Origin of the sequence: Saccharopolyspora sp. SCSIO 74807, from assembly GCF_037023755.1 — a bacterium.
Taxonomy (GTDB): Bacteria; Actinomycetota; Actinomycetes; order Mycobacteriales; family Pseudonocardiaceae; genus Saccharopolyspora_C; species Saccharopolyspora_C galaxeae.
The window spans coordinates 446,835-468,905 of sequence record NZ_CP146100.1 but is presented as its reverse complement, the minus strand read 5'-3'; the positions used below and the strand labels follow the sequence as shown (position 1 = coordinate 468,905).

Below are 22,071 nucleotides of genomic sequence, written 5' to 3'. Positions count from 1 at the left end.
TTCGGCGGCTCAGGCGTTGCCGGCGGGGCGCCAGAGCACGTCGCCATCCGGGTTCGCCACCCGCGCCAGGATGAACAGCAGGTCGGAGAGCCGGTTGAGGTACTTCGCCGGGAGCTCGGCGGTGCGCTCGCCGTCCTGCTCGAGCAACTCCCAGGCGGCTCGTTCCGCGCGCCGCGCGACGCACCGCGCCTGGTGCAGCAGCGCACCGCCCGGGGTTCCGCCGGGCAGGATGAACGAGTTCAGCTTCGGCAGCTTCGCGTTGTACTCGTCGCACCAGCCTTCCAGCCGGTCGATGTAGGGCTGGGTGACGCGCAGCGGCGGGAATTTCGGATTCTCGGCGACCGGGGTGGACAGGTCCGCGCCCACGTCGAACAGGTCGTTCTGCACCGACCGCAGCACCTCGGCGACGTCGTCGCCGAACGTGGCGGTGGCCAGCGCCACGCCGAGCACCGAGTTCGTCTCGTCCACGTCGGCGTAGGCGATCAGCCGCGGGTCGGTTTTGCGCACTTCCGAGTTGTCCGAGAGCCGGGTGGTGCCCGCGTCGCCGGTCCGCGTGTAGATCTTCGTCAGGTGCACAGCCATGCGGCACAGCCTAGGCAGTCGCCGCCCGGCTCGGCACCGGCTTGGCGCACCCGCCCCCCGCGGAGCCGCCGCCGGGCCGTAACCTGCTGCTCGTGAGTGAGCACTTCCGCGTGCACGGCGGGGCGCGGCTGACCGGCGCGGTCGACGTGGTCGGCGCGAAGAACAGCGTGCTGAAGCTGATGGCGGCCGCGCTGCTGGCCGAGGGCACCACGACGATCACCAACTGCCCGGAGATCCTGGACGTCCCGTTGATGGGGGACGTGCTGCGCAGCCTGGGCTGCGAAGTGGTCGTGGACGGCAGCAGCGCGCACATCACCACCCCCGCCGAGATCAGCCACGAGGCGATCTCGCCGTCGATGGGCAAGCTGCGCGCCTCGGTGTGCGTGCTCGGGCCGTTGGTGGCGCGGTGCCGCCGCGCGGTGGTGACCCTGCCCGGCGGCGACGCGATCGGCTCGCGCCCGCTGGACATGCACCAGAACGGACTGCGGCTGCTGGGCGCGTCCAGCCACATCGAGCACGGCGCGGTGGTGGCCGAGGCCGAGAACCTGCACGGCGCGCAGATCTGGCTGGACTTCCCGAGCGTGGGCGCCACCGAGAACATCCTGATGGCGTCGGTGCTGGCCGAAGGCACCACCATGATCGACAACGCGGCGCGCGAGCCGGAGATCGTCGACCTGTGCGTGATGCTGCAGCAGATGGGCGCCAAGATCGAAGGCGCGGGAACCTCGACGTTGACCGTGCACGGCGTCTCCTCGCTGAAGGCGGTCGAGCACCGCGTGATCGGTGACCGCATCGTCGGCGCGACCTGGGCGTTCGCCGCGGTGGCCACGCGCGGGGACATCACCGTGCGCGGAGTGGACCCGCAGCACGTGAACCTGGTGCTGGAGAAGCTGCGCAGCGCGGGCGCGGAGATCACCACCGGGGACGAGGAATTCCGCGTGGTGGCCGACCAGCGCCCGCTGGCGGTGGACTACGTGACGCTGCCGTACCCGGGGTTCGCCACCGACCTGCAGCCGATGGCGCTGGCGCTGTCCGCCGTCGCCGACGGCACCTCGATGATCACCGAGAACTTGTTCGAGTCCCGGTTCCGGTTCATCGAGGAGCTGGTGCGGATGGGTGCCGATGCGCGCACGGACGGGCACCACGCGGTGGTGCGCGGGCTGGACCGGCTCTCCAGCGCGCCGGTCTGGGCCTCGGACATCCGCGCCGGCGTGGGCCTGGTGCTGGCCGGGTTGTGCGCGGACGGAACCACCGAGGTCTGGGACGTGTTCCACATCGACCGCGGTTACCCGAACTTCGTGGAGAACCTGCGCGGTCTTGGCGCGCACATCGAGCGCGTCACCGACTGAGCGCCGCCTGCTCGCGCAACGGTGCTCGAGCCGAGTGAACGACCTGTTCGTCGCACTGGATTGGTCGAACGGACCGTTCGCCCGGGAGCCTGCCAGTCGCGAACTCAGTCGCTGGCGAACACCATCCGCAGGCCGAACCCGACCATCACGGCGCCCATCACGCGCTCCAGGGCGAGCTGCACGCGCTTCCGCGTCAGCAGCTGCCGCAGGCCGCCGACCAGCCACGAAGCCAGCCGCCAGTAGATGACCGCGACCGCGACGAACGCCAGCGTCAGCGCCAGCGAGGTCCACGCGCGCGGCTCTCCTGGCGAGATGAACTGCGGCAGCAGCGTCAGGAACAGCACGATGATCTTGGGGTTGAGCACGTTGCTCACCAGCCCCTGGCGGAACGCCGCGAGCCGGGTCAGCGGTTCGCCACCGGTGGTTTCGGCGACCGGTTCCACGGCCCGGTGCCGGTCCCGCCAGCTCTTCCACAAGGTGCTCGCGCCCAGCCAGACCAGGTAGGCGGCACCGGCGACCTTGACCGCCAGGTAAGCGGTCGCCGAGGCCGCCAGCAGCGCCGACAGGCCCAGCACCGAGATCACCGCGTGCACCAGCAGTCCGGCGCAGCACCCCAGGCCGGTCCACCACATGCCCGTCGTCCCGGCACGCAGGCTGTTGCGCAGGCCAAGTGCGGTGTCCGGCCCCGGGATCAGCGTCACCACGACGACGACCAGCAGGAACGGCAGGAGTTGAGCGGGCACGACGGAAGCCTAATCAACCATCCCCGGCTTCGGTTGCGAGATCGCTCACTCCCGGTTTCCGGCCCACGGCGGCGTAGCAGACCGAACGCTGCGGATCCGGTCCGACGTCCTCCGCGGATTCCGGGCGCCATTCCGGGGCGAACACGACGCCCGGCGAGAGCAGCTCGAACCCGGACATCATCTCGGTGAGCTGCCGCCTGCCGCGCAACGTGGCCGGGGTGGAGGTGTCGCGGTAGAGCTCGCCGAGTTCGGTGACCTCCGGAAGGTCCTCGTCGGTGCCGTGGGAGAGCGCCAGGTAGCTGCCGGGCGCGAGCAGGTCCCGGTAGCGCGCGATCAGTTCCGCGGGATGTTGCTCGTCCGGTACGAAGTGCAGCATCGCGAGCATCAGCACGCCGATCGGTTCGGCGGCGTCGAGCGTTCCGGACAGCTCCGGGATCCGGAACAGCTGCTCGGGGTCGCGCATGTCGGCCTGCACGATCGCGGCGCGCTCGTTGCCCTGCAGCATCAGCTGGCTGTGCGCGATCGCGACCGCTTCGTTGTCCACGTAGACGACCTTCGATTCCGGGGCGAGCCGCTGGGCGACCTCGTGCACGGCGCCGACTGTCGGGATTCCGGAACCGATGTCCAGGAATTGGCGGATTCCGCGGGCGACGTAGTAGCGCACCACGCGTTGCAGGAACAACCGGTTCAGCCGCGCGTATTCGCGTGCCCCCGGGAAGATCTCCAACGCGCGGTGCGCGAAATCGCGGTCGATCGCGAAGTTCGACGAACCGCCGAGCAGGTAGTCGTAGACGCGGGCCGCGCTGGGCTTGCTCAGGTCCGCACGGACGGGACTCCAGCTCGGCCTGCTGTGCACCGGGATGACACCTCGCTGATCATGGCTGCCGTCCGCCGCATCGTCGCGCACTGATCAACTTTTGCCAACCGGATCCGGCATTCTCGTGGAATCAACGGCCCGTTTCCGACCGGCGGGTTCGTTTTGGGGCTCAGCCTTCGTGCAATCGCAGTAGTTGATAGGCCGCGATCGTTTGCGCGTCGGTGATCTCTCCGCCGCGGATCATCCGCTCGAACTCCGCGCGCCCGAACCGGCCCGCGCGCATGTCCTGCTCCTCGGCCTCACGTTCGTGCTCTCCCGGGGTGAGCCCGGTGGCCAGGAAAACCCGCCCGCGCTGGCTGGACAGACCCGGCGCCACATCGAGCGATCCGAGGTCGGTGAGCCGCTCGGCGCGCAGGCCGGTCTCCTCGCGCAGCTCCCGCGCGGCCAGCTCCGGCCCGTCGACCTCGGCCCGGTCCGGCGCGGTGCCCTGCGGGAACTCCCAGCGCCGCAGGCCGAGCGGGTAGCGGAACTGCTCGACCAGGTGCAGCCGGTCGCCGTCCAGCGGGATCACCAGCGCGTAGTCCGGTTTGTCCACGACGCCGTAGATCCCGTCCGAACCGTCGGGGCGCCGGACGCCGTCCTCGCGCACGGTCATCCAGGGGTTGGCGTACACCTCGCGGGTGCTCGTCCTGTGCATGGTGGCAATGTTCCCGCGCCCGGGGCTCAGCGTTGCACGCGGTTCAGCTTCGAGCGGCGGATGCCGTAGCTCAGGTACAGCACCAGCCCGGCGAGGGTCCAGAACCCGAACACCACCCAGGTCACGCCGTACAGGCCGAGGATCAGGTAGCAGCACAAGGCCACGCCCGCCATCGGCAGCCACGGCATCAGCGGAGTCCGGAACGTTCGCTCCAGCTCTGGCCTGCGGTAGCGCAGCACCACCACGCCCACGTTGACGATGCCGAACGCGACCAGCGTGCCGATGCTGGTGGCGTCGGCGAGTTCGTTGAGCGGCACCAGCCCGGACAGCAGCGCGACCAGCGCGCCCACCAGCAAGGTGTTGAACGCGGGCACCGATCGCGCGTTCACCTTCGACAACCGCGCAGGCATCAGTCCGTCGCGGGACATCGAGACCAGGATGCGGGTCTGCCCGTACAGCACCGTCAGCACCACCGTGGCGATCGCCAGCACCGCGCCGAACGCGAGCAGCACCGACGCCCAGCCCTGGCCGGTGACCAGCTGCAACGCGGTGGCCAGCGAAGCCTCCGAAGAGCCGAGCACGTCCGTGCCGACCGCGCCGACCGCCGCGAACGCGACGAGCACGTAGATCGCGGTGACCACCGCCAGCGACAGCATGATCGCCCGCGGCAGGTCCCGCTTCGGATTGCGCGCCTCCTCGCCCGCGGTGGACGCGGCGTCGAAGCCGATGAACGAGAAGAACACCGCCGAGGCTCCGGCCGAGACACCGGCGACGCCCATCGGCGCGAACGGCGTCATGTTCTCCGAGCGGAACGCGGTCAGCGCCACGCACACGAAGAACACCAGCACGGCGATCTTCAGCAGCGTGGTGAACGTGGTGACCGCCGCGCTCTCCCGAACGCCCAGCATCAGCACCGCCGTGGCCAGCAGCACCACGACCATGGCCGGGACGTTCACCACGCCGCCCTCGCCCGGTGGCGCCGAGAGCGCATCCGGAATGGTCACGCCGACCGTGCCGCGCAAGAACTCGTTGAGGTAGCCGCCCCAGCCCACGGCCACCGCGGCCACCGAGACGCCGTACTCCAGCAGCAGGCACCAGCCGCAGATCCACGCGACCAGTTCACCCAGCGTCGCGTACGCGTAGGAGTAGGCGGAACCGGAGACCGGCACGCTGCCCGCGAGCTCCGCGTACGACAGCGCCGAGCACAGCGCGGCGAGCCCGGCCAGGACGAACGAGACGACCACGGCCGGGCCTGCCGCGGGCGCCGCCTCCGCCAGCACCACGAAGATCCCGGTGCCCAGGGTGGCGCCCACCGACAGCGCCATCAGCGGGATCAGGCCCAGGCTGCGCTTGAGCGGCGTGTGCGAGCCGTCGTCGGCGATCCGCTCGGCGGGCTTTACGCGGGTGAACAACTGGACGTAGGACACGAGCAGGCACGGTAGCCGCTCATCGCTGGTGATCCACCGGGAGTCGACGCCGGATCCGGCGATGCCGGCCCCAGCGACGCCGGATCCAGCCACGCCGAGGCGGCTTCTCGACTTCCCGATCAGCGCCCGTACCCTGTGCCGAGTGCGTCTCGTCATCGCTCGCTGCAAGGTCGACTACGTCGGCAGGCTCACCGCGCATCTGCCCATGGCCCAGCGGTTGCTGCTGGTCAAGGCCGACGGTTCGGTCTCGGTGCACTCCGACGACCGCGCCTACAAGCCGCTGAACTGGATGAGCCCGCCGTGCTGGCTGATCGAGGACCCGGGGCTGTGGACGGTGCAGAACAAGGCGGGGGAGAAGCTGGTCGTCACCCTCGAAGAGGTGCTGCACGACAGCAGGCACGAGCTCGGCCCGGAACCCGGCCTGGTCAAGGACGGCGTGGAGGCGCACCTGCAGGAGCTGCTGGCCGAGCACGTCGGCACGCTCGGCGACGGCTGGTCGCTGGTGCGCCGCGAATACCCGACCGCGATCGGGCCGGTGGACCTGATGTGCCGGGATGCCGACGGCACCAGCGTGGCGGTGGAGATCAAGCGGCGCGGGGAGATCGACGGGGTCGAGCAGCTGACCCGCTACCTCGAACTGCTCAACCGGGATCCGCTGCTGGCGCCGGTCAGCGGGGTGTTCGCGGCGCAGCAGATCAAGCCGCAGGCGCGGACGCTGGCCGCGGACCGCGGAATCCGTTGCGTGACACTGGACTACGACCAGTTGCGCGGGATCGAGCCGGACGAGTTCCGGCTGTTCTGAACCGCCGCCGGGCGGAGTTTTCGAACAGAAGTTCGCTCGGCTGAGTGATGATTTTCTTGCCCGGGCGGGCAAGACTGGAAGGCATGATCACGTCTTCGATGCTTTCCCGCTCCCCGGTTCCTGGGGCCCCGGCTCCTGGGGTCCTGGGCTCTGGGTTCCCGGCTTCGCCCTCCCCGGCCCTGCACCGCCCGGCTCCGCACTGCTCGGCCGCGGGGTTTCCGCCCGCCAAGCTCGCCGGATCATCGCCTGCTCAGCTTCGAGCCTTCGCCCCGTCGTGCTCGGGTGCGGCGCTCGACGACCTACCCGTGCCGTTCGTTCGCGCCGCTCCGGCTGGGCGTTGTTCACCTCGCCGTTCGCGGTGTGCCGGAGGCTGGCCGCTGGCTCGCGCGCGGAGTCCTGGCCGCCCCGGTTGATTTTCGTTTTCTCCTGTGTGGTGGTCATGCGCGGCCGCTTCGGGTCAACGCGCTCCCGAGCGGCGGCTGCGTGTCGCAGACGCGGCCGCGAGGCTGACTGACCGTCACGGTTTCCGCTGCTCGGCGGAGTGTTCGTTGTCCGGTCGGGCGACGTTCAACGAATTGGTATCGGACCGGTGTGAGCGGTTCCACTGTGCGGTACTGTCCGTCTGCCACCGATCGGGTGGTGATTGGCGTTGGAATTTGTTGGGTCTGGAGGTGGGGTTGCCGTGAGCGTGCTAGCCCAAGATCAGTTGCGGCTCGACGCCGGCGCGGTCGACTACGTGCTGCTCGCGGTGTACTTCGCGTTCGTGCTCGGCATCGGTTACCTCGCGCGCCGCTCGGTGTCCACGAGCCTGGACTTCTTCCTGTCCGGCCGGGCGCTGCCCGCGTGGGTGACCGGCCTGGCGTTCGTCGCGGCCAACCTCGGGGCGGTCGAGGTCATCGGCATGTCCGCCAACGGCGCCGAGTACGGCATGCCGACGATGCACTACTTCTGGGTCGGCGCGGTACCGGCGATGCTGTTCCTCGGCATCGTGATGATGCCGTTCTACTACGGTTCCAAGGTCCGCAGCGTTCCCGAATTCATGCTGCGCCGCTTCGGCAAGCCCGCCCACCTGGTCAACGGCATCAGCTTCGCGGTCGCCCAGGTGCTCATCGCGGGGCTGAACCTGTACCTGCTGGCCAGCATCGTCAACGTGCTGCTCGGTTGGCCGCTGTGGGCGTCGGTGCTGGTGGCCGCCGTGATCGTGCTCACCTACACCGCACTCGGCGGGCTGTCCGCGGCGATCTACAACGAGGTGCTGCAGTTCTTCGTGATCGTCGCGGCGCTGCTGCCGCTGACGCTGGTCGGGCTGCGCAAGGTCGGCGGCTGGCAGGGCCTGATGGACCGGGTCAGCGCCAGTCCCGGCGGGCCGGAACAGCTCTCGGCGTGGCCGGCCACCGAGCTGACCGGGTTCACCAACAGCTTCCTGAGCGCGCTGGGCGTCGTGTTCGGTCTCGGGTTCGTGCTCGCCTTCGGCTACTGGACGACGAACTTCGTCGAGGTGCAGCGCGCGATGGCCTCCAAGAGCATGTCCGCGGCCCAGCGCACGCCGATCATCGGTGCCTTCCCCAAGCTGCTGATCCCGTTCATCGTCATCATCCCCGGCATGATCGCCGGGGTGGCGGTGCAGGACATGGTCGCGTTCAAGGCCACCGGGCAGGGCGGGGTCGACTACAACGATGCGCTCCTGCTGCTGATGCGGGACCTGCTGCCCAACGGCATCCTGGGCGTCGCGCTGGCCGGGCTGCTGGCCTCGTTCATGGCGGGCATGGCCGCGAACCTGAGTTCGTTCAACACGGTGTTCACCTACGACATCTGGCAGGCGTACGTCGTCAAGGACAAGCCGGACCAGTACTACCTGCAGATGGGCCGCTGGGTCACCGTCGGCGCGACCGTCGTGGCGATCGGCACCGCGTTCATCGCCGCCGGCTACGAGAACCTGATGGACTACCTCCAGCAGCTGTTCTCGTTCTTCAACGCACCGCTGTTCGCCACGTTCATCCTCGGCATGTTCTGGAAGCGGATGACCCCGACGGCGGGCTGGCTCGGGTTGGTGCTGGGCACCATCTCGGCGGTGACGGTGTTCGGGCTCGCTGAGACGGAGGTGCTGCACCTGCCGGGTCAGGGCGCGAGCTTCGTCGGTGCCGGTACGGCGTTCGTGGTGGACATCGTGGTCAGCGTCCTGGTGAGCCTGGTGACCCGGCCGAAACCGGAGGCGGAACTGACCGGGCTGGTCTACTCGCTGACACCACGGGCGACGTTGCAGGCGTCCACCTCGGGCGAGGACGCGGGCTGGTTCCGCAGGCCGGGCCTGATGGCCGGGATCGTCCTGGTGATCACGATCGCGCTCAACATCATCTTCGGCTGACGGAGGGAACCCATGGCCACTGAGACACCTCAGCGCAAGCACACCGCGGGCGCCTTCGACATCCGGTTGATCATCGCCGCGCTGTTCTTCCTGTACGGCATCGTGCTCACGGTGCTCGGCGCGACGGGCGGGCCCGAGGAGACGGCGAAATCCGCCGGGATGAACATCAACCTCTACAGCGGCGTCGGGATGCTGGTGTTCGCCGCGCTGTTCGCCCTGTGGGTGCGGTGGCGGCCGATCGTCGTGGATGCCACCGAGTCCGCTCCGGACTCCGGCGAAGACGGCTGACGGGAGGCGGTCGCAGCACCGCCCGAGGCACCCCAAGGCGCCCCCGAGGCACCCCAAGGCGCCCCCCGAGGCACGGAGTGCCGCTGGAGCCTGCCACGGGCGCGCAAGATTCCGTAGGCTGCCGAATCGCAACGACCATTGAGACGGTTGGAGGCAGCTCATGACCCGGACCGCCCGTGGCGGCGCCGATGCGCCGGTCGACGACATCGCCGAGCAGCAGCGGCCGATGTTCGACTCGCTCGATCCCCGCACCGATGAGGTCGTCGGGCGGCACCCGGTGCACGACGCCGCCGAGGTCGGCGAGATCGTCGAGGCCGCCCGCGCCGCCGGGCGCTGGTGGGCCGAGCTGGGCTTCGCCGAACGCAAGAAGCGGCTCGACCGGTGGCGGGTGCAGCTGGTGCGCAGGCTCGACGAGCTCGCCGGGGTGATCTGCGCGGAGACCGGCAAACCGCTCGACGACGCCAGGCTGGAACTGGTGCTGGTCATCGACCACCTGCACTGGGCGGCGAACAAGGTCGAGAAGGTGCTCGGCAAGCGCAAGGTCTCGCCCGGAGTGCTGATGGCGAACCAGGCCTGCACCGTCGAATACCAGCCGTACGGCGTGGTCGGCGTGATCGGGCCGTGGAACTACCCGGCCTTCACCCCGATGGGCTCGATCGCCTACGCGCTCGCGGCGGGCAATTCGGTCGTGTTCAAGCCCAGCGAGCTCACCCCGGGCGTCGGGCGGTGGCTGGTGGACAGCTTCGCGGAAGTGGTCCCGGAACACCCGGTCTTCTCGCTGATCACCGGCTTCGGCGAGACCGGCGCGGCGCTGTGTTCGGCCGGCGTCGGCAAGGTCGCCTTCACCGGTTCCACCGAGACCGGCAAGAAGGTGATGGCGAGCTGCGCGCAAACCCTCACGCCGGTGCTGGTGGAGTGCGGCGGCAAGGACGCCTTGATCGTGGACGCCGACGCCGACCTGCGCGCCGCGGCCGATGCCGCGCTGTGGGGCGCGATGTCCAACGCGGGCCAGACCTGCATCGGCGTGGAGCGGGTGTTCGTGGCCGAGGCGGTGGCCGACCGCTTCACCGACCTGCTAACGGCGCGGGCGAAGAAGCTTCGCCCCGGTGGTGAACCGAGTGCGGACATGGGGCCGATCACGATGTCCTCGCAGGTGGAAGTGATCCGCGGGCACATCGACGGCGCGCTGGCCGCCGGTGGGCGGGCGCTGGTCGGCGGCGGTGACTCGGTGCGGCCGCCGTTCGTCGAGCCGGTGGTGCTGGTCGACGTGCCCGCCGAATCCGCCGCGCACGCCGAGGAGACCTTCGGCCCGACCGTCGTCGTGGAGCGTGTGCGCGACGCGGACGAAGGCGTGCAGCGGGCCAACGACAGCCGCTACGGGCTCGGCGCCACCGTGTTCTCGCGGGCGCGGGGGGCCGAGCTGGCGCGGCGGTTGCGCTCCGGAATGGTCGCGATCAACTCGGTGATCTCGTTCGCCGCGGTGCCGGGGCTGCCCTTCGGCGGCGTCGGGGACTCCGGGTTCGGCCGCATCCACGGCGAGGACGGGCTGCGCGAGTTCGCGCGGCCGCAGTCGGTGACCCGCACCCGGTTCAAGATTCCGCTGAACCCGATGAGCTTCAGCCGCGGCTCCCGCACCGTGCGGCACGTCGTGCAGCTCATCCGCGCCACCCGCGGGCGTTGACCGCGCCGCAGGGCGCCGGCGCGGCGCGGTCGATCGACGGGCCGCGCCGGGCTGGGTAAGTTCCCCGCCCGGCGATCATCGCCGCGCCTCGTGCGCCCGGCGGCGCGGATGCGATGAAGACGGCCTCGCGGGCACCTTTCGAGCGGGCGGACACGGCGGCGGAGAATCGACGGGGTGCGGGATCGGCGGCGGAAGTCGGCGGGCGCAGCGGGAACAGCCGCGAAGACGTGGACCGGGAGGCGAACGGTGAAGAAGATCATCAACGAGCCGGCGACGGTGGTCGCCGATGCGCTGCACGGCATGGCCGTCGCGCACCCGGAGCTGCTCCGGGTGCGCACCGACCCGGCGCTGGTGCTGCGTGCCGAGGATCCGGCGCCGGGCAAGGTCGCGGTGATCTCCGGTGGCGGCTCCGGGCACGAGCCGCTGCACGCCGGTTTCGTCGGCAGCGGCATGCTGTCCGCGGCCGTGCCGGGCGCGGTGTTCACCTCGCCGACTCCGGACGCGGTGCAGGCCGCGATCACCGCCACCGACGCCGGGGCGGGGTCGTTGCTGCTGGTGAAGAACTACACCGGGGACGTGCTGAACTTCGAGACGGCCGCGGAGCTGGCCGGGCTGGAAGGCGGCGACGTGCGCGCGGTCATCGTCGATGACGACGTGGCGGTGCAGGACTCCACGCACACCGCGGGCAGGCGCGGTGTCGGCGGCACCGTCCTGGTGGAGAAGCTCGTCGGAGCGGCGGCCGAGCGCGGGGACAGCTTGCAGCACTGCGAGGCGATCGCGCGGCGCACCGTCGGACAGGTGCGTTCGATGGGCGTGGCACTGACCGCGCCGACGGTGCCGCACGCGGGCGAGCCGAGCTTCAGCCTCAGCGACGACGAGGTCGAGATCGGCATCGGCATCCACGGCGAACCGGGCAGGCAGCGGCTGCCGATGGGGACCGCCGACGACCTCGTCGCCCGGCTCCTCGAACCGGTGCTCGCCGACCTGCCCTTCGCCGACGGCGACGAGGTGCTGCTGTACACCAATTCGATGGGCGCTACCCCGCTGATGGAGCTGTACCTCGCGCACGGCGTGGCCGAGCGGCTGCTGGCAGAACGGGGTATCCGCGTGCGCAGGCGGCTGGTCGGCCCGTACACCACGAGCCTGGAGATGCAGGGCATGAGCCTGACCTTGTTGAAACTGGACGACGAGCTGACCGAGCTGTGGGATGCGCCGGTGCGGACCGCCGCCTTGAACTGGTGAGCACCGGGCGGGAACGAGGACGGTCGCGGCTCGCGACCGGGGTGGCGCCGGGCTGCGCGGCGCACCGCGCGGCATCGCCGCGCACAGGACAAGCAAACACGACGGGTGAACCTTGATGGGCTGTACGGCACAGGACGTGGTCGCAGCGGTGCACGCGGGCGCGGAGATCGTCGCCGCGCACCGCGACGAACTGGTCGAGATGGACCGGGTCATCGGCGATGCCGACCACGGGGAGAACATGGACCGCGGTTTCCGCGCGGTCGCCGCGAAATTGGACACCTCGGCACCGGAGACGCCCGGTTCGGCGTTGAAGCTGGTCGCCAGCACGCTGATCTCCACGGTCGGCGGTGCCTCCGGGCCGCTGTACGGCACCGCGTTCCTGCGCGCGGCTTCCGCCGCGGGGGAGGGGGACGAGCTGGACGGTCCGGCGGTCGCAGCGATCCTGAAGGCAGGGCTCGACGGCGTGGTCGCCCGCGGCAAGGCCGAAGTCGGGGACAAGACCATGATCGACGCGCTCTCGCCCGCGGCGGACGCGGCGAAGGCGGCGGCCGACGATGGCGCATCGGCAGGCCAGGTGCTGGCCGCGGCCGCTGAAGCAGCGCGCAACGGCGCCGAGTCCACCGAGCCGTTGGTCGCGCGCAAGGGCCGCGCCTCTTACCTCGGGGAGCGCAGCGCCGGTCACGTCGACCCGGGCGCGCGCTCGACCGCGCTGTTGTTGTCCGCGTTCGCAGAGAGGTCGGTGCGATGAGCGTCGGTCTGGTCATCGTTTCGCACAGCGAGCAGCTCGCCGCCGGAGTGGTCGAGCTCGCCGCGCAAATGGCTCCGGATGTGCAGGTGCGGCCGGCGGGCGGGCTGCCCGGCGGCGGTGTCGGCACCGACTACGAGGCCGTGTCGGCGGCGATGTCGGATGCCGGCTCGGGTTCCGGCGTGGTGCTGCTCTACGACCTCGGCAGTGCGCAGATGACCGCGGAGCTCGCCGTCGAGTCGCTCGGCGACCCGTCCACCGCGGTGGTCGCGGACGCACCGCTGGTCGAAGGTGCGGTCGCCGCCGCGGTCGCGGCGCAGAGCGGCAAGGACCTGGACGCCGTGGCGCGCGCCGCGTCCGCCGCCGGGGTCGGTGCGGCGGAGGAGGGCGCACCGACCGAGGCGGCCGAGGAGGTCCGCGACGAGCTCGTGCTGGAGAACGAGGTGGGTCTGCACGCGCGGCCCGCGGCGTTGCTCGCGCGCAGCCTCGCCGGGTTGCGGGCCAGCGTGCGGGTCCGGCTGGGCGACAACGAGGCCGACGGTGCCAGCGTGCTCGGTCTGATGGGGCTGGGTGCCCGCAAGGGCGACCGGATCACGTTGCTGGCCGACGGCGCGGACGCGCAACAGGCGATCCAGCAGGTCCGCGACCTCGCCGCGCGCAACTTCGACGAGTGAGCCGCACCGTCCGCGCAACGCGGGCGTTGCGACCGGTGCTGCGGCCGGTGATCGAGCGTTAGGGTTGCGAAATGCCGCCGCGACCGCGCTTCCTTGGCGTCCTGGTTCTGCTGGCTGCGGTGCTGCTGGTCGCCGGCTGCACCGGCGGACCGCCGGGCAAGCCCGCGCAGGCGGCTCCGCCCGGCCCGACGACCGCCGAGTCGGTCCTGGGTGATCCGCGCACGATCGACGCGTGCTCGCTGGCCGATCCCGCGGCGCTGAACGAGTCCGGGCATGGCGAGTTCGGCCGGGCGGAGAACGCGGGCACCGTTTCGCTCGATTACTGCCTGCTGCGGGTGCGGTTGCCCGAGGGCGGCCTCGCCCAGCTCAAGGTCGGTGAGCTCGCACCGGCCGAGCAGCAGCAGGGCGATCCGGTCACGCGCAACGGCTCGTTCGACGTCGTGCAGGACGCTCCGTTGCCGAGCCACTGCGCGCGGCAGATCGTCTTCCCGGACCGCACGGCCATGCGCGTCAGCGCCGACCTGCTGGACGGCAAGCCGGGCGGCCGGCTGTGCGGGCTCGCCGATGCCGGCACGCGGACCGCGGTCGCGGCGATCGATCAGCACCGCGTCGAGCACCGCGATTACCCGCCGAACTCGCTGGCGCTGGTGGACCCGTGTTCGGTGCTGGACACCGCGGACGTTCGCCAGGTGCCCGGCCTGGAGCGGGCCACCCCGAGCGGGCGGCCCGCCGCGCACCAGTGCCAATGGGGCCAGGCCGATGCGGCGTCGCCGCGGGTGCAGCTGGTGCACACCGCCGGTGACCCTCCCGCGGTGCTGCACGGCTCGGCGACCGAGGAGCAGATCGCCGGGCGCCGCACCGTGACCAGCGTCGTCGGCGGTGATCCTCGGGTGCCGCTGTGCTCGGCCGAGACCGGGCACGTGCCGTTCGGCGACGACCGCGGCCAGGTCGAGGTCGCGATGCTCGTCGTGGCGTTCCCGGACGGCGACGGCATCGATGCCTGCGACTTCGCCCGCGGACTGGCCGAGCGGGCTTGGCCGCAGCTGCCGCGGACGTGATCACCCGCACTGCGGGACGCGCCCGAAGGACTCTCGGAGCCCGGCGCCGTGCCGGTTACCGTGTTGGGCGTGCCGCGCCGCAACCGTCCGCAACGCCCCTCCGGTGGCCCGCCGCAGTCCGGGAATCGTCCGCTCGGTTCCGGTTTCGGCTGGTCGCGGGTGGAGCGTGATCCGGACGGCGAGTGGAACGTGCGCACCGTGCCCGCGGCGCAGGCGACCAAGACCTACCGCTGCCCGGGCTGCGACCACGAGGTCCGGCCGGGTGTGGGGCACGTGGTGGCCTGGCCCGCCGACGATTTCGGCGACGTCGAGGACCGGCGGCACTGGCACAACGGCTGCTGGCAGGCCAGACGCCGTCGCGGCCCCACCCGCCGCTGGTCCTGATCGCCTCTCGCAAGGGTCGTCCTGCCCGGGTGGTCGCGGTCGGGTCCGAGCGGGTGCGTTGAACCGAACCCGCCGCATCTCACAGCTTTGCGGCCGCATCGCCGTGCGAGGATCGTGGCGATGAGCACCGAGATCCGCGCCAACACCGCGCTGCCCGCCCGGCGGGAGCAGATCACCTTGCACACCGCCGACGGGCTCGGGCTCATCGGTGAACTCTCGGTGCCGGAGAACGCGACACCGCGCGCCACTCTGGTGTGCCTGCACCCGCTGCCCACGCACGGCGGCATGATGGATTCGCACATCTACCGCAAGGCTGCGTTCCGGCTGCCCGCGCTGGCGGACCTGGCGGTGCTGCGGTTCAACACCCGCGGCACGGTCAGCGAGGCGGGCCGCAGCGAGGGCAGCTTCGACGGCGGGAACTCCGAGCGCTACGACGTCGCCGCGGCGCTGGAGTACGCGGAGTTCCACGACCTGCCGAACGTGTGGCTGCTCGGCTGGTCCTTCGGCACCGACCTGACCCTGGTGCACGGCCTGGACCCGCTGGTCCAGGGCGCCATCCTGATCTCCCCGCCGCTGCGCTGGAGCAGCGAGGACGATCTGCGGTCCTGGGGCGAGTCGGGCAAGCCGGTGCACGCGCTGGTGCCGGAGTTCGACGACTACCTGCGCCCGGAGGAGGCCCGGCGGCGGTTCGCCGCGATCCCGCAGGCGCAGGTCACCGGCTTCCCGGACACCAAGCACCTGTGGGTGGGCAAGGCGGAGTCCGCGCTGGACGCGATCGTCGGCGTCGTGGCCCCCGAGGTCGGCACGCCGCTGCCGCGCACCTGGGACGGCCCCTCGGAGACGCGCCAGGTGACGATCGTCGAGCAGTGATCCGGCGCCCGGGTCAGGTCCGCTCGGCCCGGCACAGGTACGCGAACGGCGTGCTGCCGATCCGGGTGAGCACGACGGTCGCTTCCGCCGCGCCGCGCGGTTTCAGCTTGCGGCGCAACGCGTCCGGGTCGATGTCGACGCCGCGCGCCATGATCTCCAGCCGGCCGACGTCGTGCCTGCGCAGCAGGCTGCGCAGGGTCTTTTCGCTGTAGCGGCCGTGGTCGAGCACCCGGAACGCGCGCACTCCCGGCGGCGGCCGGTCACCGGTGAGGTAGGCGATGCGCGGGTCGAGCTGGGCCAGCCCGTGCCGCGCGGCGTACTGCCGCACCAGTCCGGCCCGCACGACCGCGCCGTCCGGGTCGACGATCCATTCGCCGGCGTCGAGGACCGGGCACTCGTCCGACTCGCCGTCGGTGAGTTCGTCGCGTCCACCGTCCGCGCGCAGCACCGTTGCGCGGCGGCGAACTTCCGGATCGGCGAGGCCGCCGAGCCACACCGCGGCTTCCCGCACCTGGCCGGCCAGCGAGACGATCTCGATTTCGGCGCCGCCGGGCATCGCGTCGAAGTCCAGCCCCGGCGCGCACTTCACGACCACGTCCCGGCCCGCGTGCACCTCCAGCAGCTCGTCCAGCGGTGGCACCAGGTCGGCCGGGTTCCACCGCCGCCGCCCGGCGTCGTCGCGGCGCGCGGGATCGGCGACGATCGCGGTACCGGTGCTGACCGGGCGCAACGCGTCGGCTCGCGCCAGCGCGACGCCAGGGCCGAGGTTGTGCCGGGCCATCGCGAGCCGCACTTCGTCCAGATCGGAGCCGATGCAGCGATCGGCGACGGCCGCGATCTCCCGCAGGTCCGCGCCGATCGAGCAGGTCACGTCGTGCACGTCCCGGCCGGTGAGCCGCCGCGCGCGGTGCCGGGCCACGGTCGCGGTGGTTGCCTGCTGCAGGGCGTCGGCGGTGAACAGCCACTCGCGCGCATTGTCCAATTTGGACTCGGCGCGGCGCCGGAGCACCGCGGTTTCCAAGGCGGCGGAGGCGAAGCGCGCGCCCGCGAGATCACGCGCTGCGGTGACGTCGGTGAGCCGGGAGGCGCTGCTCAGCGGCCGGTCGGCCAACGCGGCCAACGCGTCCCGGCCGGCCTCGGAACTCAGGAAGGCCACGTCGTCGAGGTCGAAGGCGTAGCCCAACCGGATTCCTCCACCGCTCGCGTCCGGACCCGCAGCACTCTAACCGGCCCGTGGTCCGCACCCGCGCCCGCGATGAGGTTCGTCCCACTGGAACAAGCGAACTGCTCCGTTCGCTCGTGAGGCACCTGCGAGGCCGACACGCGCGGGCACTACCCGAGCAGGCGCACGGCCTCTGGAGTGAACGGACCGTTCGCCCCAATAGATTGGGCGAAGGCGACTTTCACTCGGAACGTGCCGGGGTAGCCGACACGCCCGCGCGCGACGTGTCGTCGCGGAGCGAAGGGGGCGTTCGTCCGGGGTCGAGCGAAGGAGTCCGTCAACCGGGCTCGGAGGCGGCGGTGGAATCCGGTTTCCTGCCGGTGATCAGCACGTTGTAGAACAGGTCGCGCGGCAGCAGCTTCGCCAGCAGGTTCGCGTCCACCCAGGACAGCTGCTGCCAGGCGCGGTAGGCGAACATGCTCCAAGCCCGGCCGAGCTTGTCCGCGGCCACGGCGGCTTCGAAGGTGCGCACCGGCCAGCCGAACACCGCGGCCGACAGCTCCTCGGTCGTGGCCCGCACGTCCGCCGCGCCCGCGCCGAGCGCCATCCGCTCCAGCTCGGACGGCACGAACGTGTGCACGTCCACGACCGCCTCCAAAGCCGCGGCCCGGGACGACTCGTCCGGCTCCGGCCGCGGGCGGCGCCAAGACGGCGCCAGCTCGGTGGCGTTCGCGGTCAGCCACCACGTCAGCCGCCCCAGCCGACGCGCGTAGAAATCTCCGATGCGCGTCGGGTCGCCCGCGAACACGAACCGGCCGCCGGGTTTGAGCACTCGCAGCACTTCGCGCATCGCCGCGGGCACGTCCGGGACGTGGTGCAGCACGGCGTGCCCGACCACGAGGTCGAAGCCCTCGTCGCCGTACGGGATCCGCTCGGCGTCGCAGACCCGGCCGTCCACGCTCAGCCCGAGCGAGGCCGCGTTGCGCAGCGCGACCTCGACCATGCCGGGGGACAGATCGGTGACCGAGCCGCGTTCGGCGATGCCGCCCTGCATCAGGTTCAGCAGGAAGAAGCCGGTGCCGCAGCCCAGTTCCAGCGCGTGCCGGTGCGCGCCGGTGCCGCCGGTGGCCGCGCGGAACCGGCCGACCGCGTAGTCCACGCAGCGCCGGTCGTAGGAGATCGACCACTTCTCGTCGTAGGTGCGTGCTTCCCAGTCGTGGTAGAGCACGTTGGCGAGTTTCGGGTCGGCGCCCGCCGCTCGTACCTCTCCGGCGGTGGCGTGCGGGTGCGGCGTCGGATCGCGCGGGGCTCCGGTGCTCACGTGTGCGTCCTCCCGCGGCGGCCGCGGCGATGGGTGGCTCGAGCCATGGTGCTGCTTGCGCGGCCCGAGCCGCCATTCGCGAAGTGCGCGACCTGCTGTTGCGAAGGGCGCAGCTGCTATTGCGAAGGGCACAGCCGATTCCGACGCGCGTTCCGGCCGTGGTGAGCCTTCTTCGTGACCGAACTCCGCCGACGGCTACCCGAAGGCCGCGGCATCGTGGACGTACTCGGGCGGGCCGGGCGACCCCGGCCCGCCACTTCCGGTCACCGGCCGGTGAACTCGGCCTTGCCCGGCCCGTTCTCCACGAACGAACGCATCCCGGTCTTCTGGTCCTCGGTGGCGAACAACGCGGTGAACACCTGGGTCTCCAGCTGCAGCCCGGTCTCCAGGTCCACCTCGAGCCCGCGGTCGACGGCCGTCTTGGCCGCGGCCAGCGCACGCGCCGGACCGTTCGCGAACTGCTCCACCCAGCGCTGCGCGGCCGGGTACACGTCGTCGGCGGGCACCACCTCGTCGACCAGGCCGATCCGCAGCGCCTCGTCGGAGCGGACGAACCGGCCGGTGTAGATGAGGTCCTTGGCCTTGCTCGGCCCGATCAGCCGGGCCAGCCGCTGGGTGCCGCCCGCGCCGGGGATCACGCCGAGCTGGATCTCCGGCTGCCCGACCTTGGCGTTGTCGCCGAGGACCCGGCGGTCGCAGCTCAGCGCCAGCTCCAGGCCGCCGCCGAGGGCGTAGCCGGTGATCGCGGCGACCGTCGGTTTCGGGATGGCCCCGATCGCGCTCATCGCCGCGGACAGGCCGTGCTGCTCCTTGGTGGCCATGTCCGCGTAGGACTTCTCGGCCATCTCCTTGATGTCGGCACCGGCGGCGAAGACCTTCTCGCCACCGTGCACGATCACGGCGCGGACATCGGAGCGCTCGGTGGCCTCGGCCGCGGCTTCCTTGAGTTCGGTCTCGATCTGCTGGTTCAGCGCGTTCATCGGCGGCCGGTCCAGCCGGATGGTGCCGATCGCGCCTGCTGCTTCGAACCGGACGAATTCGCCCACGCCGCAACCTCCTCGTCGAACTGCTGCTCGCGGGGAGGCTATCCCGCTGACCACGACAGCGTCAGTGTCATCGATCTCAATCGGCCGCCCGGCCGTCGCGAACGGACCGCTGGGCCCACTGGGTTGGGCGAAGAGCCCGTTCACTCGGCGAGAAGCGCTCAGGCGCGCCTGCGGGCGAAGTAGCGGTCGCCGCTGCGCTGCAGCTCCAAGTCCTGGTCGAAGGTCTTGGACAGGTTGTCCTCGGTGAGCACGTCTTCCAGCAGCCCCTGGGCGACCACCGCGCCGTCGCGGATCATCAGGCCGTGCGTGAAGCCCGGCGGGATCTCCTCGACGTGGTGGGTGACCAGCACCGATGCGGGGGCGTCCGGATCCATCGCGAGCGCGGACAGCCGCCCGACCAGGTCCTCCCGGCCGCCGAGGTCGAGGCCGGCGGCTGGCTCGTCCAGCAGCAGCAGCTCCGGATCGGTCATCAGGGCGCGGGAGATCAGCACGCGCTTGCGCTCGCCCTCGGAGAGCGTGCCGAAGCTGCGCTCGGCCAGGTGCGCGACGCCGAGCAGGTCCAGCAGTTCCGCCGCCCGCTCGGTGTCCATCGCGTCGTACTCCTCGCGCCAGCGGCCCACGACCGAGTAGCCGGCGCTGACCACGACGTCGCGCACCTGCTCGTCGCCGGGCATCCGGCCGGCCAGCGCCGCCGAGCACAGGCCGATGCGCGGGCGCAGCTCGAAAACGTTGGTGCGGCCCAGCCGTTCGCCGAGCACGTCCACGGTGCCCTGCGACGGATGGCCCTCGGCGCCCGCGAGCTTGAGCAGCGTGGTCTTGCCCGCGCCGTTGGGGCCGAGCACGACCCACCGCTCGTCGAGCTCCACCGACCAGTCCACGTCGGACACCAGCGCGGTGCCGCCCCGTCGGACCCCGACGCCGTCCATCCAGATGACCAGGTCGTCCACGTCCACCTCCAGCCGTTCGCCGGCCGCTACGCTCCAGCGCCGTTCGGACCGCCCGGCGGTCCCCTCCAGGTGAACATTCTTCCGGTTCGGCGCTGCGTGCTCGCGGCGGGGCCGTGCGGTGCGCGGCGGCGCGCGGGAGCCGGTCACCGGCCGGGCTCAGCGGCGGCTACGTGTGTTGGACGTGCGTGAACCGATCGGCTTCGCCTGCCTCGGCCAGCGCGGCCCTGCCGATCTCGTTTAGCACCAGCCGAGGTTCGTCCAACGGTGCTTCGAGCCGTTCGCGGATCCGGACGAGCGCGGCGACTCCGTCCGCGGTGAGCTGCTCGATGCCCGACAGCTCCAGCACCACCACCTGGTTCGGCGCGCGGTTGTCGGCGACGAGGCGTTCCAGGTCAGGCGCGGTCGTGGCGTCGAGGCTCCCGGTGACGGTGACGACGGTGCGCTGGTCCGCGAACATCGTCACGGGGGGTTTGCGGGGCGAAGCGGTCATGCGGTTCCTCCTGAAGGGATGTGCGTAGACCTGATCATCGCGGGACCGGCGGATCGCTTCCTCCGGACGAACCCCCATACCTGCCCGGAAAACGAGCAGGGCGCTCCCCGTCCCGGAGAGCGCCCTGCGATCTAGCGGTCGTACGTCAGCCCACCGGCGCGCTACCGCCTTCGACGACGGGCAGCCCGGCGCCCGCCCAGGCGCGGAAACCGCCGACCAGGTCGGTGGCCCGGCCCAGCCCGAGCTCGCGGGCCTGCGCCGCGGCGAGGCTGGAGGCGTAGCCCTCGTTGCACACCAGGACCACCGGCTGGTCGGTGCGCAGCCCGTCGAGCCGGTGCGGGCTGGAGGGGTCCAGCCGCCACTCCAGCACGATCCGTTCGACGGTCAGCGCACCCGGGATCTCGCCTTCGGCCAGCCGGTTCGACTGCGGCCGGATGTCGATCAGCAGTGCGCCGCGCCGTTGCAGCTCGGCGGCCTGCTGCGGGCCGACGCGGTCCAGTTCGCTGCGCGCGTCGGTCAGCAGGTGGTCGATGCCGTACGGACCGGGGTCCGGGGTGCGTTGCACGGGTACCTCGCTCATCCGAGCTCCCTCCGGATCGGCCCGGCGGGCGCCGGGGTCTCGTCGGGCACATCGGCCAGGTCGGTGTAGTGCCGCACCGGCAGCAGCGGCGGCGAGTAGGCGTGCACGCTCGCCGAGTTCACCGTGCTGGTGTTGCGCACCTGGTGAGCCCGGCCCGCGCCGAAGCCGATGGAGTCGCCCAGCTCGTGGCTCCTGGTGCGCACCGGCCCGGCCGGGTAGCGGTAGTCCTCCCGGACCTCGCCGAACAGCACCGCGAACGAGCCGGACGCGCCGCCGTGGTCGTGCGGTTCGGTGCCCTGCCCGGGCGCCCAGGACAGCAGCCACAGCTCGACGCCCGCGGTCAGGCCGAGCCGCGCCCACCAGCGCTCCCGCTCGTCGATCCGGACGATGTCCAGCAGCGAGCCGGTCAGTTCGGTGATCACCAGGTGGGTGAGGTCGCGCAGCTCGCGCGGCGTCCACAGGTCGTGGTCCGGCCGGATCGAGTCGCGCAGCAGCGGCGAGTCGATGCCCGGGTGCAGTTCGTACGCGCCGAGTTCGGGGATCTCTTCGGTCGGGGTGTACTGGGAGATGTGCGTTGGTGCGGACATGCTTCGTTCCGTTCGTTCGCAGGTGCTCGGAACGGATCGACGCGCGCGGGCGCGCCCGGCTGCTCGGTCCGGTGCTCGTGGAGCTGGGCGGCGAGCGTGCGCGGGCGGGCTCGTGGCGGAAGGTTCGCGGTGCCGCGCCGTCGACCCGGTAGGTCGCGGGGACTGGCGCGTCAGTGACAGGCCGACGTGACGACCAGGAACAGGTCGACCACGC

The 22,071-nt window shown here is 71.5% G+C and carries 23 protein-coding genes; 11 read left to right on the top strand and 12 right to left on the bottom strand.

Annotation, left to right across the window (positions count from 1 at the left end; all coding sequences use genetic code 11):
* Positions 1-9: 9 nt before the first annotated feature.
* Positions 10-582, bottom strand: coding sequence for a cob(I)yrinic acid a,c-diamide adenosyltransferase (locus V1457_RS02115; RefSeq protein ID WP_338599623.1), 573 nt, complete (start codon positions 580-582; stop codon positions 10-12).
* Positions 583-674: 92 nt separating this feature from the next.
* On the opposite strand from V1457_RS02115, the gene murA reads away from it, so the two are divergent.
* A complete protein-coding gene (murA, locus tag V1457_RS02110; RefSeq protein ID WP_200070298.1) occupies positions 675-1,931 on the top strand; it encodes a UDP-N-acetylglucosamine 1-carboxyvinyltransferase in 1,257 nt (418 codons plus the stop codon).
* 104 nt (positions 1,932-2,035) lie between these two features.
* Here murA and V1457_RS02105 read toward each other — a convergent pair whose 3' ends face one another.
* The 4 genes from V1457_RS02105 to V1457_RS02090 form a co-directional block, all read right to left on the bottom strand.
* Positions 2,036-2,674, bottom strand: coding sequence for a LysE family translocator (locus V1457_RS02105; RefSeq protein ID WP_338599620.1), 639 nt, complete (start codon positions 2,672-2,674; stop codon positions 2,036-2,038).
* Between the two features lie 13 nt (positions 2,675-2,687).
* Complete coding sequence (locus V1457_RS02100; protein WP_295146507.1) at positions 2,688-3,581, bottom strand: SAM-dependent methyltransferase; 894 nt, start codon at positions 3,579-3,581, stop codon at positions 2,688-2,690.
* Positions 3,582-3,660: 79 nt separating this feature from the next.
* Positions 3,661-4,188: an NUDIX hydrolase gene (locus tag V1457_RS02095; RefSeq protein ID WP_200070296.1), complete on the bottom strand. Its 528-nt coding sequence runs from the start codon at positions 4,186-4,188 to the stop codon at positions 3,661-3,663.
* A 26-nt stretch (positions 4,189-4,214) separates the two neighbouring features.
* Positions 4,215-5,615 carry an amino acid permease gene (locus tag V1457_RS02090; RefSeq protein ID WP_200070295.1) on the bottom strand — a complete coding sequence of 467 codons (1,401 nt, stop codon included), beginning with the start codon at positions 5,613-5,615 and terminating at the stop codon, positions 4,215-4,217.
* A 142-nt stretch (positions 5,616-5,757) separates the two neighbouring features.
* Here V1457_RS02090 and nucS point away from each other — a divergent pair, with 142 nt between their 5' ends.
* The 10 genes from nucS to V1457_RS02040 all read left to right on the top strand — a co-directional run bounded on the left by nucS (position 5,758) and on the right by V1457_RS02040 (position 15,724).
* Positions 5,758-6,417 carry an endonuclease NucS gene (gene nucS, locus V1457_RS02085; RefSeq protein ID WP_200070294.1) on the top strand — a complete coding sequence of 220 codons (660 nt, stop codon included), beginning with the start codon at positions 5,758-5,760 and terminating at the stop codon, positions 6,415-6,417.
* Positions 6,418-7,099: 682 nt separating this feature from the next.
* Positions 7,100-8,782, top strand: coding sequence for a sodium:solute symporter family protein (locus tag V1457_RS02080; protein WP_295146500.1), 1,683 nt, complete (start codon positions 7,100-7,102; stop codon positions 8,780-8,782).
* 12 nt (positions 8,783-8,794) lie between these two features.
* On the top strand, positions 8,795-9,070 hold the full coding sequence (locus V1457_RS02075) for a hypothetical protein (protein ID WP_200070292.1): 276 nt from the start codon (positions 8,795-8,797) through the stop codon (positions 9,068-9,070).
* Positions 9,071-9,230: 160 nt separating this feature from the next.
* Positions 9,231-10,751: an aldehyde dehydrogenase family protein gene (locus V1457_RS02070; RefSeq protein WP_338599610.1), complete on the top strand. Its 1,521-nt coding sequence runs from the start codon at positions 9,231-9,233 to the stop codon at positions 10,749-10,751.
* A gap of 246 nt (positions 10,752-10,997) precedes the next feature.
* Positions 10,998-11,993 carry a dihydroxyacetone kinase subunit DhaK gene (gene dhaK / locus V1457_RS02065; protein WP_200070290.1) on the top strand — a complete coding sequence of 332 codons (996 nt, stop codon included), beginning with the start codon at positions 10,998-11,000 and terminating at the stop codon, positions 11,991-11,993.
* Positions 11,994-12,108: 115 nt separating this feature from the next.
* Positions 12,109-12,741: a dihydroxyacetone kinase subunit DhaL gene (gene dhaL, locus V1457_RS02060; protein ID WP_338599605.1), complete on the top strand. Its 633-nt coding sequence runs from the start codon at positions 12,109-12,111 to the stop codon at positions 12,739-12,741.
* The gene (gene dhaM, locus V1457_RS02055; protein WP_200070288.1) at positions 12,738-13,412 is read left to right on the top strand and encodes a dihydroxyacetone kinase phosphoryl donor subunit DhaM; all 675 of its coding nucleotides are present in this window, start codon (positions 12,738-12,740) and stop codon (positions 13,410-13,412) included. Before dhaL ends, dhaM begins: the two co-directional genes overlap by 4 nt.
* A 71-nt stretch (positions 13,413-13,483) precedes the next feature.
* Entirely contained in the window at positions 13,484-14,470 is a 987-nt protein-coding gene (locus tag V1457_RS02050) for a DUF3558 family protein (protein ID WP_200070287.1), read from the top strand.
* A gap of 69 nt (positions 14,471-14,539) precedes the next feature.
* The gene (locus V1457_RS02045; RefSeq protein ID WP_200070286.1) at positions 14,540-14,854 is read left to right on the top strand and encodes a hypothetical protein; all 315 of its coding nucleotides are present in this window, start codon (positions 14,540-14,542) and stop codon (positions 14,852-14,854) included.
* A gap of 120 nt (positions 14,855-14,974) precedes the next feature.
* On the top strand, positions 14,975-15,724 hold the full coding sequence (locus tag V1457_RS02040; RefSeq protein ID WP_200070285.1) for an alpha/beta hydrolase: 750 nt from the start codon (positions 14,975-14,977) through the stop codon (positions 15,722-15,724).
* A 13-nt stretch (positions 15,725-15,737) separates the two neighbouring features.
* Here the strand turns inward: V1457_RS02040 and V1457_RS02035 are convergent, their stop codons facing one another.
* From V1457_RS02035 to V1457_RS02005, 7 genes are all read right to left on the bottom strand, one after another.
* Positions 15,738-16,907: a THUMP-like domain-containing protein gene (locus V1457_RS02035; RefSeq protein ID WP_338599595.1), complete on the bottom strand. Its 1,170-nt coding sequence runs from the start codon at positions 16,905-16,907 to the stop codon at positions 15,738-15,740.
* A 316-nt stretch (positions 16,908-17,223) separates the two neighbouring features.
* Positions 17,224-18,207 carry a class I SAM-dependent methyltransferase gene (locus V1457_RS02030; protein WP_338599593.1) on the bottom strand — a complete coding sequence of 328 codons (984 nt, stop codon included), beginning with the start codon at positions 18,205-18,207 and terminating at the stop codon, positions 17,224-17,226.
* A 263-nt stretch (positions 18,208-18,470) separates the two neighbouring features.
* Complete coding sequence (locus V1457_RS02025) at positions 18,471-19,253, bottom strand: enoyl-CoA hydratase/isomerase family protein (protein WP_200070282.1); 783 nt, start codon at positions 19,251-19,253, stop codon at positions 18,471-18,473.
* A 158-nt stretch (positions 19,254-19,411) separates the two neighbouring features.
* Positions 19,412-20,179 (bottom strand): ABC transporter ATP-binding protein, encoded by a 768-nt coding sequence (locus V1457_RS02020; protein WP_200070409.1) that lies wholly within the window; start codon positions 20,177-20,179, stop codon positions 19,412-19,414.
* Between the two features lie 187 nt (positions 20,180-20,366).
* Positions 20,367-20,690, bottom strand: coding sequence for an STAS domain-containing protein (locus V1457_RS02015; RefSeq protein ID WP_338599589.1), 324 nt, complete (start codon positions 20,688-20,690; stop codon positions 20,367-20,369).
* A gap of 145 nt (positions 20,691-20,835) precedes the next feature.
* Positions 20,836-21,270, bottom strand: a complete 435-nt coding sequence (locus tag V1457_RS02010) for a rhodanese-like domain-containing protein (protein ID WP_200070280.1) — start codon at positions 21,268-21,270, stop codon at positions 20,836-20,838.
* Positions 21,267-21,857, bottom strand: coding sequence for a cysteine dioxygenase family protein (locus V1457_RS02005; protein ID WP_295145831.1), 591 nt, complete (start codon positions 21,855-21,857; stop codon positions 21,267-21,269). Before V1457_RS02005 ends, V1457_RS02010 begins: the two co-directional genes overlap by 4 nt.
* Positions 21,858-22,071 lie beyond the last annotated feature (214 nt).

Bases quoted from the DNA above. Each gene is read 5' to 3' on its own strand.
- V1457_RS02115 (WP_338599623.1), bottom strand. From the start codon at position 582: ATGGCTGTGCACCTGACGAAGATCTACACGCGGACCGGCGACGCGGGC.
- V1457_RS02095 (WP_200070296.1), bottom strand. From the start codon at position 4,188: ATGCACAGGACGAGCACCCGCGAGGTGTACGCCAACCCCTGGATGACC.
- V1457_RS02075 (WP_200070292.1), top strand. From the start codon at position 8,795: ATGGCCACTGAGACACCTCAGCGCAAGCACACCGCGGGCGCCTTCGAC.
- V1457_RS02070 (WP_338599610.1), top strand. From the start codon at position 9,231: ATGACCCGGACCGCCCGTGGCGGCGCCGATGCGCCGGTCGACGACATC.
- dhaL (WP_338599605.1), top strand. From the start codon at position 12,109: ATGGGCTGTACGGCACAGGACGTGGTCGCAGCGGTGCACGCGGGCGCG.
- dhaM (WP_200070288.1), top strand. From the start codon at position 12,738: ATGAGCGTCGGTCTGGTCATCGTTTCGCACAGCGAGCAGCTCGCCGCC.
- V1457_RS02050 (WP_200070287.1), top strand. From the start codon at position 13,484: ATGCCGCCGCGACCGCGCTTCCTTGGCGTCCTGGTTCTGCTGGCTGCG.
- V1457_RS02040 (WP_200070285.1), top strand. From the start codon at position 14,975: ATGAGCACCGAGATCCGCGCCAACACCGCGCTGCCCGCCCGGCGGGAG.
- V1457_RS02020 (WP_200070409.1), bottom strand. From the start codon at position 20,179: ATGGACGGCGTCGGGGTCCGACGGGGCGGCACCGCGCTGGTGTCCGAC.
- V1457_RS02015 (WP_338599589.1), bottom strand. From the start codon at position 20,690: ATGACCGCTTCGCCCCGCAAACCCCCCGTGACGATGTTCGCGGACCAG.
- V1457_RS02010 (WP_200070280.1), bottom strand. From the start codon at position 21,270: ATGAGCGAGGTACCCGTGCAACGCACCCCGGACCCCGGTCCGTACGGC.
- V1457_RS02005 (WP_295145831.1), bottom strand. From the start codon at position 21,857: ATGTCCGCACCAACGCACATCTCCCAGTACACCCCGACCGAAGAGATC.